Origin of the sequence: Paenibacillus arenilitoris, assembly GCF_014705655.1 — a bacterium.
In the GTDB taxonomy this organism is placed as follows: Bacteria; Bacillota; Bacilli; order Paenibacillales; family Paenibacillaceae; genus Pristimantibacillus; species Pristimantibacillus arenilitoris.
Genome location: NZ_JACXIY010000008.1, coordinates 22308 through 40210, shown reverse-complemented (window position 1 = coordinate 40210; position 17903 = coordinate 22308). Strand labels below are relative to the sequence as shown.

The following is a 17903-nucleotide window of genomic DNA, read 5'->3' as shown; positions in this document are numbered from 1 at the left end:
CCACCCTCGCCGGCACGGTTCGTTCGTACAATGAGGCTCCCTCATAAAACAGTGAACCTAGGCTCACTATCTATGCCTGGTTCGGGTCCAATTAGCGGTTTAGTGAGGCTAGCCTCATTCCCCATGAAGGTAACCTCACCAGGTATGAGGTATGCCTCACTATTTCCGACAAACTCCGCATCAGACGCCGAAAGAGTGAAGATAGCCTCACTAATTAGTGAAGTTACCTCACAATGAATCACCGACAAAAAAAGCCGCCCGGGTCAGCGCGTTTTATGCGCATCGCCCAGGCGGCATATCGGCCGCATCATGCTCTAAGACTGCCTATACGGCTGCAAGACCGCCGCGCGGCTGCTTGACCGCGCTCTACGGCTGCAAGACCCGCCGCGCGGCTGCTTGACCGCGCTCTGCTCCTGCATACCGCCCCGTTACGGCTACTTGACCCGTTCTACGGCTGCAAGACCCGCCGCGCGGCTGCTTGACCGCGCTCTGCGCCTGCATACCGCCGCGTTACGGCTGCTCGACGGCCCCATTGCGGCTGCTAGACCGCGCTCTACAGCTGCAAGACCGCCCCATTGCGGCTGCTTGACCGTGCTGTGCGCCTGCATACCGCCGCATTGCAGCTGCTCGACGGCCGCGTCAGTGCTGGAGAACGGCCGGTTGCTCCGCATGCTCCCGCTTGACCAGCGCGTGCTTCTCCCACGCGCGGCTCTTCCAGCGGTAGAACATGATCACCGCGCGCAGCCACTCGTCCGCCGCGATCGCCAGCCAGACGCCGGCAAGGCCCAGCTCCAGCTGGAACACGAAGAAATAGCCGAGCGGCAGGCTCATCGCGACCATCGAGAACATGCCGATATACAGCGGATACTTCGCATCCCCCGCCGCCCGCAAGGAATTGATCAGCACGATGTTGATCGTGCGCCCCGTCTCCAGCACGACGGAGAGCAGCAGCACGTTCACGCCGAGCCGGATAATCTCCTCGTCGTCCGTGAAGATGCCCATCAGCGGCTCGCGGAACGCGATGACGAGCACGACGGCGACAAGCGTCACCCCGCTTGCCCACCTCACGCTTTTCCATACCCGGTAGTAAGCGGCCGTCGGCTCACTCGCCCCGACCAGCCGGCCGACGATGATCGACGTGCCCATCCCGATCGCGAACGCGAACAGATACGTGAACATCGAAATGTTGTTCGCGTAGTTTTTGGCGGCCAGCGCCTCCGCGCCGAGGAACGTCGTATAGAACAGGAACACCATTTGGCACGCGTGGTACATGACCTGCTCCAGCGCGGACGGAATGCCGATTTTCAATATTTTGAGCACATATTCCTTCGATAATGCCAGGTAATACCGGAGCTCGATCCGAACGGCCATAATCCGGTAAAGCAGCCAGAAGAACACGATAAGCGCGAGCAGCCTGCTTGCGACCGAAGAAATCGCAGCGCCCTGCACGCCCATCTCCGGAAATCCGAAATTACCGAAAATAAGCAAGTAGTTGCCGACGATATGGATGACGTTCATCCCGAGCGATACGTACATCGCTTCCTTCGTAAAGCCGTGCACGCGGATGATCGCCGCCACCGAATTGATGATCGCCTGCAGGAAGATCATGCCTCCCACGATGGACAGATAGCTGTCCGCATGCTCCAATATCTCGCCCTGCAAATTCAGCGTCTGAAGCAGGTACCCGCCGAACGCCACGAATGAAAGGCTGATGATAAGGCCGACCGCCAAATTCATCGTGACCGCCAGCGCGGAAATTTTCGCCGCTTCGATCAGCTTTCTCGAGCCGAGATATTGCGCGACGACGATCGACGCCCCGTTGCCGATGACCTCTAGCAGCAGGATGGCAATGTGCAAATATTGGTTCGCCGCCCCGACGCCGGACACCGCATTATCCGATATCGCGCTCAGCATCAGCGTATCCGCGATGCCCATCAGCATGAATAGAAATATTTCCAGAAATATAGGCCACGTCAGAAAAAACAGATTAAATCCTTTGTCCTTCTCCCCGCCGGTTCCAGCCCCGGCCTCAGCGGTCGCCATGATGTCACCTTGCCTTCTTCTTTCTAATCGGTAAAACAAAGTGTATCGTAGCACACTCGCGTCTTCTTGCACAGTCCGTTTACGAAAAAAAAAGACCGCGCGCAAATCGTCGAAACGACACGCGCGCGGCCTTCTTCTGTATCGATGAAAATGATAGATATCATTATGACTCTTCTGACGATTCGTCGGCGTCTTCCTCCGCCGCCTCTTCCTCGTCGTCCTCTTCTTCCACGGACGCCGCGGCTTCTTCGATTTCCTCATCCTGCTCGGCTTGGACCGTCTCTACCTCTTCGACCGCCACGGCCTCTTCAACCGCTTCATCTGCTGGAGCCTCTTCCGAAACAAGCTCAGCGGTCGCTTCCGCTCCATCCTGAACGAATTCTTGTTCTTGGCTCATGATTATCACCTCCTATTGCTTAATACCTTAATTGTAGCGCTTTCATAGACGGAAACAAGAGGGGTAAAATGTCGTTTTCTAAGAACAATTTCCGCTTTTTGACAGATTCGAGCCCGCGCGTCACGATTCGACGCCACCCCGCCACAGGTCTAGGTCCCGCTTTGGACCTTCGGCGGTTTTGCATGGCGGATGAACTGGCTAACATTAATAACGACCAAGCGCGAACGGCAGATAACTTGCGCGAACCGTTAGCCGCCCCCATGCGCGGCCCGGTTCCGCGCCTTTCTTTGGCGGCCGTCGCCGCCGATTCGGAATCACATTGCCTAAGGAGGTTTAACCGTTATGTATCCCATTGTCTCAAGCGCCGAGCTCGCCGTCATTCTGCTCTTCGCGATCTTCTCCTTCATCGCGGCGGGCAAGGCTTCCAAGCTCGTCTACCAATCCACGGAAAAGCAGCTGCACCGCCGGACGCGCAAGCTTCGGTTCTGGTCCGTCAGCCTGACGGCGCTCGCCGTCTTGATCGCTGCTGCGGGCGCCATCCTTGCGGCGACCGCCCATCCGCTGTTCTGGCTCGACCGCCTGTTCGTACATGCGCCGCTCGCCCTCATTCCCGTCGCATGCGTCTGGATCGGCTCGTACCCTAGGCTCGTCAGGCTGATGAGCCGGACGAACAAGCAGTCCGACGCGCAGCCGGACACCTCCCGGCGCCGCCTGGCCTCCGAGCCCGCCTTCATCTTCCCTTACCGGCTTACGTCGCTCTGCTCGGCCGGGTTGTTCTACTTCGCGTTCGTCCCGCCGATCCCGTTCGACTGGTCCGACGTCACCATCCCGGTCACCGTCCTTCTGTTCCTGGCTTCCATGCTCTGGATGCTGCAGACGCGCCGCAACCAGCTGGCCACGGAAGCGCCGCTCCCTTACCGGCCCTGGCGCCGCAGGCTGAAGCGAGCGGCGGCGCTCGCCGCCGCGGCCGCGGTAGGCTGCGTTCCGTTCCTGACCGCGATGGAGGGCAGCCGGCTGCCGGACAATCTGAGCATGATGGCCGGAGCGGTCGATTACGGCAAGACGGCGGACGGCTCGGCGCCGCCGTCCGGTCATCGCCATCACGGCGCCGTAGTGCCAGCCGGCCTTGCAGCGGGCGATAGCGAAGTCATCCCCGTCACCGAGCTGACCGGGCCGCGCGACGGGGAAGCCGACCGCAAATTCACGGTTACGGCGCAGCGCAAGACCGTGAAGCTGAGCTCCGGCAAGGAGGTCGAAGCCTGGACCTATAACGGCCAAATTCCCGGTCCCGAGCTTCGGATGAAGGAGGGCGAGCTGGTCGAGGTAACGCTCGTGAACCAAGACATCGAGGACGGCGTTACCCTCCACTGGCATGGACTGGACGTGCCGAACGCGGAGGACGGCGTCGCCGGGGCGACGCAGAACGCCGTCATGCCGGGCGAGACCTATACGTACCGGTTCGTCGCCGAGCAGGTCGGCACGTTCTGGTACCATTCCCACCAGCACTCGAAGGAGGCGGTTCAGAAGGGATTGTTCGGCGCGCTGATCGTCGATCCGGCCGAGCCCGCGGCGCAGCCGCAGGAGGACATTACGGTCATTACGCATCTTTGGGACGGCGCGGGCTTTGCCATCGGCGCGGACGATTCGATGCGGCGCCGGACGATCGCGCCCGGCACGACCGTGAAGCTGCGGCTCATCAACACCGACGACTGGGTGCGGCAAAGCTATATTTTGACCGGAACGCCGTTCAAGGTGACGGCCATCGACGGAACCGACCTGAACGGTCCGACCGAGCTGGAAAATCAAAGCCTCGATCTGCTGACGGGCGGACGGTACGACGTCGCCTTCACGATGCCGGACCGCCCCGTCGCGCTGCGCGTCGGCCGCGGCGACGGTCTCGGCATCCTGATGACTCCGGACGGCGGAGGCGTCCTGCCCGCGCTGCAGCGGACGACGACGTTCGATCCTACGCATTACGGGACGGCGGCGGAGACGCCCTTCGACGCGGACAGCGAATTCGACCGCGAATTCACGATGATTCTCGATAACCGGTTCGCCTTCTACAACGGCAGGTTTGCCGCTTACGATACGATCAACGGCGCCGTCTTCCCGAATACGCCGATGTTCGTCGTCAAGAAAGGCGAGCTCGTGAAGACGCTGATCGTCAACCGGAGCGCCGTCGAGCATCCGATGCATCTCCACGGCCATCACATGCTCGTGCTCTCCCGCAACGGCGAGCGGGTCACCGGCAGCCCGTGGTGGTCCGATACGCTCGACGTGGCTCCCGGCGAATCGTACGAAGTCGCCTTTCTCGCCGACAATCCCGGCGTCTGGATGGATCACTGCCACAATCTGGTCCATGCCGCCGCCGGCATGACGATGCATCTCATGTACGACGGGGTTTCCTCCCCGTTCGAGATCGGCGCGGGCACACATAACCACCCTGAATAACGCGCGAACTGGACTTAAGTCCAGTTCGTTTTTTTACCTGCAGCAGGAGGACATCATTTTTCAATGTGTGCTATGCTGTATTCAGCCAAGCGCAAACGGCTGATGCTGCGCACGAACCGCTGGCTGCAACTTGCGCAGCTCGGTTCTGTGCCGTCCCTTAAAAGGACATAGCCCGTTTCCCAAACCATTAAAACGACGTTAGGAGTGTTCCATTATCATGAACATCAGAACCATCAGCGGGCTTGTCCTGCTGCTGCTCGGCGCCGTCCTGTTCCTGAATCAGGGCGAAACGTTCGGACCGGGCGAAATTTTCGCCTATTTCTGGCCTTCGCTGTTCGTCATCCCGCTGGCCCTCTTCTTTCACTGGCTCTGCTTCTCGATGATCGGCCGCAAAGGCGTCGGCCTCTTGATTCCCGGCGGCATCCTGTTCACCGCGGGCATCGTGTGCCAGATCGCCATGCTGTTCGGCAACTGGGCGTACATGTGGCCGGGCTTCATCCTGGCGCCCGCGGTCGGCCTGTTCGAGTTCTACTGGTTCGGGGGCCGCAACAAGTGGCTGCTCATCCCGATTAACATCCTGACCGTGCTGTCGCTGCTGTTCTTCGCCGTCTTCTCGCTCGGCTCGCTCTACAACAGCGTCGTACTCAGCCAGCCGATCTTCGCGATCGTATTCATTCTGGCCGGCGCGGTCATGCTATTAATGAAGAAGAAAGACGTGTAGCACCTTAGAGGAGGAAACGAGAAGCCCATGCTCTCTTATGAACAAAAACTTGCCGTCATCGCGTCCTTTCCCGAGCTTCGGCGGAAGGACGTATCGCTCGGGCGCACGAACTTCCATTACGAGGAAAGCCTGCATGAGAAAAAAACGGTCGTGCAGCATCTCCATCCGAACGGCAACGGCTACGTATTCGCCGGCCTCATCCCCGGCGCCCAGACAGACGAGAAAGGGATGGTCAATATCCGGGACTACGGCGAAGAGGAGCTCCGATCGCTTGTCGCCGAATCGATCCTTTCTCTATCGACCGCTCCGGAAGAGAAGCCCGTCAGCGGCAAGAGCAAGAAGCGGAAGCCGCCCCTCGAGGAGAAGTGGACCGGCCCGAACGGCGACGTGCTGACGCTGCTGTTCGAGGAGGACCTGTGGTACTTATATGCGGGGCTCAACCTCGAATCGGCCTTCGAAACGTACGAGGAGGCCGAGCAGTACTTGGAGGAAGAGCAATTCACGCGCGCCTAACCGGTTAGCGGCATAAAACGGCGGGAAAGCGGCCCAAGCTTTCCTGCTTTTTTTGTGTCGCGACAGACAGGATTTTGTCGATAAACGTCTAATTGTAGTAATTGCAACTTAGACGCCGGGGGGTACGTTCATTGTCCATTAAAGCGAAGCTATCCTTCTCCATCTCCTTAATCGTTGCCGTCATCCTTGCGCTGAACATTATCATCTTCTACCTCTCGACGAAATCGGAAATCCAGGCAGCCACGGAAGAGAAGGTTCGCAATATCGCCAAACAAATCAGCATTACGCTGGAAAACTCGGAAAGCGCCGTCCAGTTCATGGAGGACGAGATCGGCGAGAAGCTTCGGGCGGTCTCCATCGCCGCGCAGGCGCAGCTCGATCCCGATATCGCAAACGTTACCAACGAAGAGCTGGTCCGGCTGAGCCGCATGCTGGGCGTCGAGCATATTACGCTCTGGCAGCGGGAGGGCGACGACATCATCGCGAGGCGGTCCTCCGACCCGAACGAAATCGACATCAGCTCGAAAAACTGGGATTACTGGCACGCCGCTTTTCTCCAGCTGTTCAACGACCGCCAGGTCACGATCAAGGAAGGGCAGAAGCTTGAGCACTTCTGGTCCGGCCCGTTCAACTTCGCGGATACCGACCCATCGAAAATTCGCAAGTGGGGCAACTATTACGACGGCACGACGAATTACATGATCAATCCTTACGTGAACGCGCAGGCGCTGAGGGATTTCAGTCTGACGACGGGTACCGATTCCCTGATCTCGAAGATCGTCTCGGACCAGCGGGACCTGCTCGAGATTACCGGCTTCGACCCGCAGTTTTTCGGCAAAAGCCCGATCATCAAGCTGAAGAAAGGCATGCCCGTCTACAATCTGGACGTACGGGATATCCCGTTCGGCGCGTACACATACAAAGATGCGGAGAACGATTCGTTGTCGATTCAGCAGGCGATCGCGACAGACGCGCCGGTCACCGCCAAATCCAGCGTGAACGGCTTGCAGCTGCTCAAGACGTTCATCCCGGTCAAGATCGACAAGACGTACGTGATCTGCATTACGTTCGACAACGACGCCATCGTCGAACCGCTCAACCGCCAGCTTCTGATGCAGACGACCATCTCGCTCGGGCTTATCGCCATGACGATGCTCTTCAGCTATTTCATCGCGGACTTCATGCTGCGCGGACTGAACCAAATTCTCCGCAAGGTGAACGCGATCGCGGACGGCAACTTCGGCGAGGTCATCACGATCCGGAGCAAGGACGAGCTCGGCCTGCTCGCCTCGCGCGTCGATACGATGGGCGGCAACCTGCTCAGCTATACGACGCAGTTGAAGGACCAGGCCGAGGAGCTGCGCAGCACGAAGCAGTACCTGGAGTCGTTCGTCAACCATACGTCCGACGCGATTCACGTCACGGATTTGTCGGGCCGTGTCACCCAAGTGAACCGGGCGTTCGAGGCGATGTACGGCTGGAGCGAGGAAGAGATCGTCGGCCGGCCGCTCGGCAACGTGCCGGATGATTATTCGGGCGCTCACCGCGAGCTGGAGGCGACCGTGCTCGGCGGCGGCTCCGTGACCGACTACGAGACGGTCCGGTATACGAAATCGGGCGAGACGATCGACCTCAGCATCACGATCTCTCCGATTCGCGACGAGCCAGGCGACATTATTGCAATCGCCTCCATCTCCCGCAACATTACGTCGCGCAAGCAGGCGGAGGAGATGATCCGCCGCTCCGAGAAGCTGTCGGTCGTCGGCCAGATCGCGGCCGGCGTCGCGCACGAGGTGCGCAATCCGCTCACGACGCTGCGAGGCTTCGTGCAGCTGCATAAGCAGACGGGGTCTTTGTCCGAGGCGCATCTGGACGTCATGATCGGAGAGCTGGACCAGATCAACATGATCGTCAGCGAATTTCTCGTATTCGCCAAGCCGCAGGCAAGCCGCTACCAGCCCGTCGACGTGCAGAGTCTCATAAGCGACGTCATGGTGCTGCTCGATTCGCAAGCGAAGATGAGCAACGTGCAGCTGACCATGGTCGCCGAAGAAGGCCTGCCGAACGTCGTCGGCGAATCGAACCAATTGAAGCAAGTATTCGTGAACATTATGAAGAACGGCATGGAGGCGATGGCGGGCGGCGGCGAGCTGACCGTCGAGCTTGGGCGCGGAGGCGGCGCGGTCCGTCTGCGCTTCATCGACCAGGGGGACGGCATCGCCGAGGAGGATCTTCCGCGCCTCGGAGAGCCCTTCTTCACCAAAAAAGAAAACGGCAACGGCCTCGGCCTCATGGTCAGCCAGCAAATCATCGCAGGCCATAACGGCTCGATCGTCTTCCGCAGCGAGCTCGGCCAAGGCACCTGCGTCGAGATTACGCTGCCGTCGGCCGGTTAGAATGCCCGTTCCCCGCCGGCTCGCGGACGCTTCATGTTCCTTTTGAAGAGAGGCAAGCTGCTGTGGTAGAATGTTTCAGTAGCCTACAGACGAACCGACGGCTGCTTCTTGGATTGTTACCCTATTACCGCAACATTTTGGAGCCGCCAATGTCTATGACTGTGAATTCTCCGATTTCCCATTATATCATCGTCGTCATCATTTCCGGTGTCCTTAGCGTGCTGCTTGCCATATACGCCTACTACAACAAGACGAACTTCTCCGGCATGAAAGCATTCACATGGTCTACGGCCTTATCGGCCGTCTACACCTTCGCGTTTGCGTTCGAGCTGGCCGGCGACTCGCTTCAGGAAATCCGTTTCTGGATCAATATCGAATATTTGGGCATGCCCTTCATCGCCCCGTGCAGCTTGCTGCTCGTTATGCACTACGTCGGTCTGGACAAAATAACGGCCTCCAGGAGGGCATGGTGGCTGTTTGTCATTCCGGCCGTGACGCTGCTGATGGTGACGACCAACGACTACCATCGCTTCTTCTACCGGGATATTTTCTTGCGTCCGGACACGCCTTCCCCGATGGTCGACGTCGTTCCCGGCACCTGGTATTACGTGCACGGGGGCTACACGTTCGGCATCATGCTCGTCAGCTTGTTCCTGCTGTTCAGCCATTGGAAGAAGAAGGAATCGATCTATCGCAAGCAGATGTTCGCCATGGCCGTCGCGATCGGCCTGCCCATGGCGGGCGCGCTGCTGTACGTACTCGGGCTGACGCCGCTCGGAATGGATCCCGTACCCATTATCCTGTGCGCCACATCGGCGCTCTATATTATCGCGATCATCTCGACCGGGATGCTGACGGTCTCCCCGATCGCGCGGGAGCATATTTTCGAGAGCATGCGCGACGGCGTGCTCGTCCTGAATTTGTCGAATCAAATTATGGACTTCAACAGCGCGGCCGCGCAGATTATCCCTGCGCTTACGCCGCTTGCCATCGGCAAGAAGCTGGAGGATGTCTGGAAGCGGGGAACCGATTCGGGCGCCTTCAGCTTCGGCCTCGACCCTTCCGCCGAGCATGAGCAGGAGCTGAAGTGGATTCGCGGCAAGGAAACGTACTACTACCGGATCCGGGCATCCAATCTGCTGATGCCGAACGGGAGGATCGCCGGACGGACGATCGTCATGATCGACGTCACGGAGCATACGCTTCTGCAGAACAAGCTCCGGCGGCTGGCGGAAATCGACGGGCTCACCTCGATTTACAACCGGACCTTCTTCATGGAGAAGAGCCGGGAGCTGCTCGCGCAGGCCCATCGGACGCATTCGCCGCTGTCGTTCGTCCTGTTCGACGTCGACCACTTCAAGCAGATCAACGACCGATACGGCCACAGCGTCGGGGATTTCGCCTTGCAGCACGTCGTCAACATTTGCCAGCGGCAATTGGGCGCGGACGCGTTGTTCGGGCGGTACGGCGGCGAGGAATTCGCCATCTGCCTGCCCAATGCCGATCTCGAGACGGCCGGGCAGGTCGCCGAGAAGATCCGGATGGAAATCGCGGGCACGCCGCTCTACAGCGCGGCCAAAGCGATCACCGTCACGGCCAGCTTCGGCGTTACGGAAGCAAGGCAGGCCGATACGCCGCTCGAGACGCTGCTCAGCGAAGCGGACGTCGCTCTATACCGCGCCAAGCGGGGCGGCCGCAACACGGTGCGGCTGATGCGGCTCGGGCAGGCGCATGGGTTCGTCCAAAATTAGCCATAATAGCATGAAAGAGACAGGTGGTGCAGGCACCGTGCTTAATCTGGGAGCCATCCGCAACAAATTGCGATTCAGGCCGAGTCCGCCGCAGGTTATGACGTTCGGCTTCATTTTTCTTATACTCGCCGGCGCGCAGCTATTGTCGCGCCCGATCTCTTACCAGGAGCATCTCGAGGTGCCTTTTCTCGACGCCCTGTTCATGTCGGCCAGCGCGGTATGCGTCACGGGGCTTACCGTCCTCGACACCGGCAACCATCTGTCCCTGTTCGGGCAAATCGTCATCCTCGTGCTGGCCCAAACCGGCGGTTTGGGCTTTATGACGATGGCAACGCTGTTCGCGCTGCTGTTCCGCAAACGAATCTCGTTCCGCGAGCGGCTCGTCCTGCAGGAGTCGATCAACCATGCCTCTACGGAAGGCGTCGTCCGGATGATCCGCAAAGTGCTGCTCTACGCGCTCGTTATCGAGCTTACGGGCGCGATTCTGCTCAGCGGCTACTTCATGCTCGAGATGCCGACCGGTCAGGCGCTGTACTTCGGCGTTTTCCACAGCATCTCCTTCTTCAACAACGCCGGCTTCGACCTGTTCACCCAAATTCCCGACCGGGCGGGCAGCCTGCTTCATTACGTGGAGGATCCGTTCGTCAATATCGTATCGATGCTGCTTATTTTCTTCGGCGGCATCGGCTTTCTCGTCATTTCCGAGCTTGTGACCTACCCGAAGAACCGCAAGCTCAGCCTGCACAGCAAGGTCGTCTTGTCCGTTACCGGCATATTGACGGTCGTCGGGGCCATCGTGATCTTCGCCTTGGAATTTTCCAACCCGAATACGCTTCAGCCTTTGTCGGCCGGCGGCAAGGTGTTCGGAGCGAGCTTTCAATCGATAACCGCGCGTTCCGCGGGACTCGTCACGATCGATCCGGTCGAGCTTCGGGAGGTCACCCAATTTTTCATCGTCCTGCTTATGTTCATCGGCGCCGGTCCCGGCTCGACGGGCGGCGGCATACGCGTCACGACGTTCGCCATTCTCGTCGGGGCCATCATCGCGATGATCCGGGGCAGGAATGACGTCGTGCTGTTCCGGTACCGGATCTCCAAAAACCAGATCCATCAGGCCATCATGTTCACGATGATCGCCTTCGTCATCATTTGCCTCGGCACGATGCTCCTCTCGATTACGGAGAGCGGGTCGTTCCTGGCGATTCTGTTCGAGGCGACGTCCGCTTATTGTACGGTCGGCATGTCGTCGGGCTTATCGTCGAATTTGACGGACGCGGGCAAGGTGATCATGATCGTACTCATGTTCGTAGGCCGGCTCGGTCCGGTAACGCTCGCCTTCGCGCTGAATACGCGCTCGAAGAAGGAGCTGTTCCGGTATCCGGAGGGCAAAATCACGATCGGCTAAACGGCCGGCGGCGCTTCAAGGCGCTGCCGGCTTATTTGCGCGCGCGTTCCGGCAGGTGATACTATGGTTATAAAAAACGGACAGGATCGCCAAAGGAGATTAACGCATCATGACGCAAAATATCGATCGAACGCCCGCCTTGGGCGAAACCGGCGAACGCGGCGGGCGCGTCCTGATCGTGACCGCCGTCGAGGCCGAGAAGGCGGCCATCATGCGGGGGCTCGGCGACGCGGACGGCATCGATGTCATCACGGCCGGCGTAGGGCCCGCCGCGGCTGCGGCGGAGACGGCCGCGGCGCTGGCCGGCAGCCCCGGCCGCTATCGCTTTGTGCTTAGCGCAGGCATCGGCGGCGGCTTCGAGGCAAGGGCCGCCATCGGTTCCCTGGTCGTCTCAAGCGAAATTATCGCCGCCGATCTCGGAGCGGAGACGCCGGACGGCTTCCTGAGCGTGGACGAGCTCGGCTTCGGCTCGGCCGCGGCCGCGGTAAGCGCGGAATGGAGCCGCCGGCTTCACGACGCGATTCTCTCGGCCGGCCTGCCGGTATGCGCCGGGCCGGTGGCGACAGTGTCGACCGCGACCGGTAGCGCGGAGTCGGCAGCCGCGCTGGCGAAGCGGATTCCCGGCGCCGCGGCGGAGGGTATGGAAGGCTACGGGGTAGCCGTAGCCGCCATGAAGCGCGGCGTTCCGGCCGCGGAGCTTCGCGCGATCTCGAACGCGGTCGGTCCGCGCGACCGCGCGGCGTGGCGGATCGGCGACGCCCTATCCGCTTTGGAAGCCGCAAGTCAAGCTTTACGGGAGGTTTTCTTACCATGAATATTGCTTTCTCGCCATGTCCGAACGACACGTTCATCTTCCACGCTTGGGCGCACGGGCTCATTCCCGGCGCTCCCGAGCTGAACGTCACTTATGCGGATATCGACATTACGAACAATTGGGCCGCCGCCTCGGAAGGCCCCGAAGTGATGAAAATTTCATACGCCGCCCTGCCTTGGGTGCTGGCCGACTATAAGCTGCTGCCATGCGGCGGCGCATTGGGCAGAGGCTGCGGGCCGCTCGTCTTGACCGGCAGCGGCGCGGATTCCGGCGGCGCCGCGCTGTCCGGCAAGCGGGTTGCCGTTCCGAGCGAGCGGTCCACCGCCTACCTGCTGTTCCGGCTGTGGGCAGCGCGCCATGTGCCGGGCGGCGTCGGCGAGATCATCGTCATGCCGTTCCATGAAATCATGCCGGCCGTGCGGGACGGGAAAATCGATGCGGGGCTTGTGATTCACGAGGCCCGCTTCACGTACCGGTCGTACGGCCTCGACATGCTGACCGACCTCGGCAGCTGGTGGGAATCCGATACGGGCCTGCCGATCCCGCTCGGCGCCATTATCGCCAAGCGCTCGCTCGACGGCGAAGCGATCGCAGGCTGGATCCGCGCGTCCGTCCACTATGCCTGGACGCATCCGGAAGCGTCGCGCGCCTATGTGATGCAACACGCGCAGGAGCTCTCGCCCGACGTCGCTCAGGCGCATATCGACCTGTACGTGAACAAGTTCACCGCCGATCTCGGCGGCGACGGCTACGCCGCGATCGAAGCGCTGCTCGGGCGGGCCGCGGAGGAAGGGCTCGTGCCCGCCTTCGATCCGTCGCTGCTGCGGTAAAGACGGGAGCGAATGCCCCCGTCATTCGACCTTTTGTTCCAAAAAGGACTATTTCCCGAGAAATGAACGGCTGCCTTCCCGAACGATCATTCGCGAATATCGTCGATTCAACGCATTTCAGGGGGATAAGCAAATGCCTGAATAACCGCAAAAGGAGGCTCCCCTCTTGACCGACCAGCCGATTGATCCGTCACGAGAACATAACGACCGCCGTTCCCCCCAAGCCCCGCGGCTCCGCGACATGGTTGCTGCTCTCCTGGGCGCCGTGCCGCTCGCGCCTTCCGGCTCGAATCTGGTCATCGCCGAGTGGACCGCCGAGGGCACGCCGGAGGGCGGCGAGCCGATTCGGATTGCCCCGCTTCACCTGCACGACGACGACGACGAGGCTTGGTACGTGCTGGAGGGGACGCTCGGCTTCCGCATCGGCGACGATACCGTGGAAACGGGCCCTCACGGCTCGGTCATCGTACCGCGCGGCATGCCCCACACATATTGGAACCCGAAGCCGGAGCCCGCGCGCTACCTCATCATCATGACGGCGGGAATCAACGCGCTCATCGAGGCGATCCATTCCGCCGGCGACCGCAGCCAAGCCGCCATAGAAGCACTATTCGAGCGGCATGGCGCCAAGCTGCTGGAGAAGCTATAAGGCGCAGATATCGACCATACACCGAACAAGCCCGGGCAGCCTGCCCGGGCTTTCTTTCATGCCAGCAGATGAAACGGCTCATTCCTTAACCGGATGAACCATCAGCAAAATAAACTGCTGGGCCAAAAATTGCGGCGTATACGGCATATCGTTTCGCAGCCAAGCCGCAATCGTGCCGATCAAGGCCGCCGATCCGTGCCAGATCGCAATGTCTTTTTGAATGCCGGCTTTCGATAGGTACGTTCCGTTTCTATTCTCCACGCTTTCCTTCACGATCCCCGACAACATCTTCAGCAGCCGCTCCGTAAAAACCGACGTCCGTTTCGAGCCCAGAACCACTTTGTAAAATTTGGCATGCTCCGCAATGTGTTCAAGCAAACGTACCAATACCGACGAATCGTTCTCTTCGCCGGCGTTCGGATCCAAGGACTCGCGGCTTAAGGCATGTCGAATGTCCTCGATCATCTCGTCGGCCATCTTCTCGAGCATGTCCGGAATATCGCGATAATGCAGGTAGAAGGTCACTCGATTGATCGTTGCGCGCTCGGCGATCCGATTGACCGAAATTTTCTCGATCTCCATTTCCTGCATCAAATCGACGAACGCGTCCTTCAGCAGTTGGCGGGTACGAAGAATCCTTGGGTCTGTGCGCGGCTTGTCTTGGTTCATAGCACTCCCATTCCTTTCCTTCTATTCATTTACAATTTCATCATTTCCGTCTTATAAATCGGACTTAAACGACAACCTGCGCGATTAACGATGATTACTTTACATTTCGGCCCTAAGCGTCGCTTGTAAGAAATCGATTCGCGTCTATAATTTAATTTATACTGTGTTAATTATCTAACACTATGTAAATTAAGTCCAGAGAAAGATGGAGAGGATGGAGAAAGATGAGTAAAAACAAGGAGCCTGCCGATCGTTCGATAAACAGGGGGCCGATCTTGTTCGTCATGATTTTGGGCGCCTTTCTGGCGACGCTGAATCAAACGATCATTAGCGTGGCGACCCCGGAATTAATGACGGACTTTGCGATTTCCGCCGCAACCGCCCAGTGGCTCACGACGGGCTATATGCTCGTTAACGGCGTGCTGATTCCCATTACGGCCTACTTCATGCAGCGGTTCAGCACGAGACAGCTGTTTCAAGCTTCGATGATCATCTTCCTGATCGGCACGATCGTGTCCGCGATCGCGACGGACTTTCCGGTTCTGCTGGCCGGACGCATGATTCAGGCAGCCGGTGCAGGTATTATTATGCCGCTGCTGACGAATGTCATATTGGCGCTGTTCCCGCCCGACAAAAGGGGAGCCGCGATGGGGATGATGGGACTTGCCATTATTTTCGCGCCGGCGATCGGGCCGACGTTAGCCGGTTACATTTTGGAAAACTACGCTTGGGAGACGATGTTCTATGGTATGATTCCGCTCGCCCTCGTCGTCATCGCATGCGGGTTCGTCTTCTTGCGAAACGTATCCGAGCGGGTTCATACGCGCCTCGACGTGCTAAGCGTCGTCTATTCCACGATCGGCTTCGGGGCGCTTCTCTACGGGTTTAGCCGGGCGGGCAGCGAAGGCTGGTCGAGCCTGGAGGTTCTCCTGACGATCGCGGCCGGCATCGCCGCCCTCGCGCTGTTTACATGGCGCCAGCTGGGATCGGGCAGTCCTTTGCTCGATTTGCGGGCCTTCAAGTACAATATGTTTTCTTTAACCACGATCATCAACATCGCGGTCACGATGGTCATGTATGCGGACATGATGCTGCTGCCGCTCTATTTGCAAAACGCCCGCGGATACACGGCCTTGGAATCCGGCTTGCTGATGCTGCCCGGGGCGCTTGTGATGGGCTTCCTTATGCCCGTTACCGGCAAGCTGTTCGACCGCTTCGGGGCCAAATGGCTGTCGGTCGTCGGCATGATCGTCACGATCGCGACGACCCTTGGTTTCATTAACTTAACGGACTCGACCAGCTACGCCTATCTGCTGCTCATGTCCACCGCGCGCCGCATCGGGATGGCGCTGCTGCTAATGCCGATCCAAACCGCGGGGCTCAATCAATTGCCCAACCGCTTGAGCGCGCATGGCACGGCCATCTCGAATACGATTCGTCAAGTAGCCGGCGCCGTGGGCACGTCGCTGCTCGTCACCGTCATGACCGGCCGCACCGAAACGCATATGAAGGAGATGATGGCTTCCGGCGGAACGGAGGGCGCTGCGCAAGCTCAGATGGTCACGGAAGCGACCATTCAGGGGATCAACGACGCTTATCTCGTTATTGTCGGCATCGGCGTGATCGGTCTGGCGCTCACGTTCTTTATCAAACGGGTCAAACAAGCGGTCGAAGCGCCGTCCTCGGCCGAACCGGCGCGGGCCGTCGTCAAAGAGGCCTAATTCAAAAACAAGACTACCGCCTGCTTTGAAGGCGGTAGTCTTGTTTTATTGTTTACGGGTCCTTGGGTTTCGGCAACGATTACGACAGCTTCACCAAGCTGTAGTTTTTCTTGCCTTTGCGGATGATGATGAACCGGCCGCCGATCGCATGATCGGAGGACACCTCCAGCGCCAGGTCCGTGACCCGCTCGCCGTTCATCGAAATGGCGCCGTTCGTAATGTCCTCGCGCGCCTGGCGCTTGGACGGCTCGATGCCGAGGTCGACGAGCCAGTCGACGATGTTTTTCGTCTCGCGCTCCGCTTCGTACGTCGGCATTTCCTTGAAGCCCTGCTCGATTTCGTCCGCGGTCAGCGATTTGATGTCGCCGCTGAACAGCGCCGCCGTAATGCGCAGCGCCTGCCGCAGCTGCTCCTCGCCGTGCACGAACCTCGTCATCTCCTCGGCCAGCTTCTTCTGCGCCTCGCGTTTGTGCGGCTCCGTCTGCACCTTCTCCGCCAGCTCGTCGATCTGCTCCTTCGAGAGGAACGTAAAGTATTTCAAATATTTCACGACGTCGCGGTCATCGGTGTTCGCCCAGAATTGGTAGAACTCGTACGGCGTCGTCTTGTCCGAATCGAGCCAGATCGCGCCGCCGGCCGTCTTGCCGAACTTCGTGCCGTCCGCCTTGAGCATGAGCGGGATCGTCAGGCCGAACGCTTTGGCCTCGCTGCCTTCTTTTTTGCGGATCAGATCCAGGCCGCTCGTAATGTTCCCCCACTGGTCCGAACCGCCGATCTGAAGCTGCACGTCCTCCGCCCGGTACAGATGCAGGAAGTCGAGCGACTGCAAAATCTGGTAGGAAAATTCCGTGAACGAAATGCCGCTCTCCAGGCGGCTCGATACGACGTCCTTCGCCAGCATCGTGTTGATGCTGAAGTTTTTGCCGTAGTCGCGCAGAAACTCGATGACGTTGATCTTATGCGTCCAGTCGTAGTTGTTGACCATGCGGATGTTATTGTCGCCGTCGGTCACGAACAGCTTGCGAAGCTGCGCGGTCAGCGCTTCGACGTTCGCCTGGATTTGCTCCAGCGTCTGCAAGGAACGCTCCGCCGTCCGTCCGCTCGGATCGCCGATCGTGCCGGTCGCTCCCCCGATCAGAATGACCGGACGGTGGCCGGCGAGCTGGAACCGCTTCAGCACCATGAACGGAATGAGATGTCCGATGTGCATGCTGTCGCCGGTAGGATCGACTCCGCAGTACAGCGATACGGCTTTCTCGCTTGTCAGCGCGCGGAGACCGTCCGCGTCGGTTTGTTGGTTGATGGCGTCCCGCCATTCGAGTTCGTCGATAATGTTCATCGGTACAAAACACTCCTTCGTCGATTGGTATCCTGTTTTGCCGTTTCCCCCGCCCCTGACAGGCGCCACGGCTTGCGGGGAAATAAAAAAAACGCCCCTAGTCTTGGATAAGACATAGGGACGATTCTCTAACCGCGTTACCACCCAGATTGCATCGACGTACCGTTGCCGGCCGCAGCCGATGCCGCTCTCGGCGAAATATCG

The 17903-nt window shown here is 59.4% G+C and carries 15 protein-coding genes; 10 read left to right on the top strand and 5 right to left on the bottom strand.

The window, feature by feature from the left end; genetic code table 11:
* Nucleotides 1-434: 434 nt before the first annotated feature.
* From IDH41_RS06325 to IDH41_RS06315, 3 genes are all read right to left on the bottom strand, one after another.
* Complete coding sequence (locus IDH41_RS06325) at nt 435-671, bottom strand: hypothetical protein (protein ID WP_190859300.1); 237 nt, start codon at nt 669-671, stop codon at nt 435-437.
* Nucleotides 640-2043 (bottom strand): MATE family efflux transporter, encoded by a 1404-nt coding sequence (locus IDH41_RS06320; RefSeq protein ID WP_223829491.1) that lies wholly within the window; start codon nt 2041-2043, stop codon nt 640-642. The genes IDH41_RS06325 and IDH41_RS06320 overlap by 32 nt, the downstream gene beginning before the upstream one ends.
* Nucleotides 2044-2206: 163 nt before the next feature.
* Entirely contained in the window at nt 2207-2440 is a 234-nt protein-coding gene (locus IDH41_RS06315) for a hypothetical protein (protein ID WP_190859298.1), read from the bottom strand.
* A 342-nt stretch (nt 2441-2782) separates the two neighbouring features.
* Here IDH41_RS06315 and IDH41_RS06310 point away from each other — a divergent pair, with 342 nt between their 5' ends.
* The 9 genes from IDH41_RS06310 (at nt 2783) to IDH41_RS06270 (ending at nt 13970) form a co-directional block, all read left to right on the top strand.
* Nucleotides 2783-4891 (top strand): multicopper oxidase family protein, encoded by a 2109-nt coding sequence (locus IDH41_RS06310; RefSeq protein ID WP_190859297.1) that lies wholly within the window; start codon nt 2783-2785, stop codon nt 4889-4891.
* Between the two features lie 217 nt (nt 4892-5108).
* Entirely contained in the window at nt 5109-5612 is a 504-nt protein-coding gene (locus IDH41_RS06305) for a hypothetical protein (RefSeq protein ID WP_190859296.1), read from the top strand.
* Nucleotides 5613-5639: 27 nt separating this feature from the next.
* The gene (locus IDH41_RS06300; RefSeq protein ID WP_190859295.1) at nt 5640-6125 is read left to right on the top strand and encodes a hypothetical protein; all 486 of its coding nucleotides are present in this window, start codon (nt 5640-5642) and stop codon (nt 6123-6125) included.
* Between the two features lie 131 nt (nt 6126-6256).
* Nucleotides 6257-8521 (top strand): PAS domain S-box protein, encoded by a 2265-nt coding sequence (locus IDH41_RS06295; protein WP_190859294.1) that lies wholly within the window; start codon nt 6257-6259, stop codon nt 8519-8521.
* A 155-nt stretch (nt 8522-8676) separates the two neighbouring features.
* Complete coding sequence (locus IDH41_RS06290; RefSeq protein WP_190859292.1) at nt 8677-10272, top strand: histidine kinase N-terminal 7TM domain-containing diguanylate cyclase; 1596 nt, start codon at nt 8677-8679, stop codon at nt 10270-10272.
* Nucleotides 10273-10369: 97 nt separating this feature from the next.
* Entirely contained in the window at nt 10370-11677 is a 1308-nt protein-coding gene (locus IDH41_RS06285) for a TrkH family potassium uptake protein (protein ID WP_397327572.1), read from the top strand.
* Between the two features lie 109 nt (nt 11678-11786).
* On the top strand, nt 11787-12491 hold the full coding sequence (locus IDH41_RS06280) for a futalosine hydrolase (RefSeq protein ID WP_190859290.1): 705 nt from the start codon (nt 11787-11789) through the stop codon (nt 12489-12491).
* Entirely contained in the window at nt 12488-13321 is an 834-nt protein-coding gene (locus IDH41_RS06275) for a 1,4-dihydroxy-6-naphthoate synthase (protein WP_190859289.1), read from the top strand. Before IDH41_RS06280 ends, IDH41_RS06275 begins: the two co-directional genes overlap by 4 nt.
* A gap of 166 nt (nt 13322-13487) precedes the next feature.
* Entirely contained in the window at nt 13488-13970 is a 483-nt protein-coding gene (locus IDH41_RS06270; protein WP_223829490.1) for a cupin domain-containing protein, read from the top strand.
* 78 nt (nt 13971-14048) lie between these two features.
* Here the strand turns inward: IDH41_RS06270 and IDH41_RS06265 are convergent, their stop codons facing one another.
* Nucleotides 14049-14639 (bottom strand): TetR/AcrR family transcriptional regulator, encoded by a 591-nt coding sequence (locus IDH41_RS06265; RefSeq protein WP_190859288.1) that lies wholly within the window; start codon nt 14637-14639, stop codon nt 14049-14051.
* Nucleotides 14640-14863: 224 nt separating this feature from the next.
* Here IDH41_RS06265 and IDH41_RS06260 point away from each other — a divergent pair, with 224 nt between their 5' ends.
* Nucleotides 14864-16360 carry a DHA2 family efflux MFS transporter permease subunit gene (locus tag IDH41_RS06260; protein WP_190859287.1) on the top strand — a complete coding sequence of 499 codons (1497 nt, stop codon included), beginning with the start codon at nt 14864-14866 and terminating at the stop codon, nt 16358-16360.
* 79 nt (nt 16361-16439) lie between these two features.
* Here IDH41_RS06260 and tyrS read toward each other — a convergent pair whose 3' ends face one another.
* Nucleotides 16440-17699 carry a tyrosine--tRNA ligase gene (tyrS, locus tag IDH41_RS06255; protein ID WP_190859286.1) on the bottom strand — a complete coding sequence of 420 codons (1260 nt, stop codon included), beginning with the start codon at nt 17697-17699 and terminating at the stop codon, nt 16440-16442.
* Between the last annotated feature and the right edge of the window lie 204 nt (nt 17700-17903).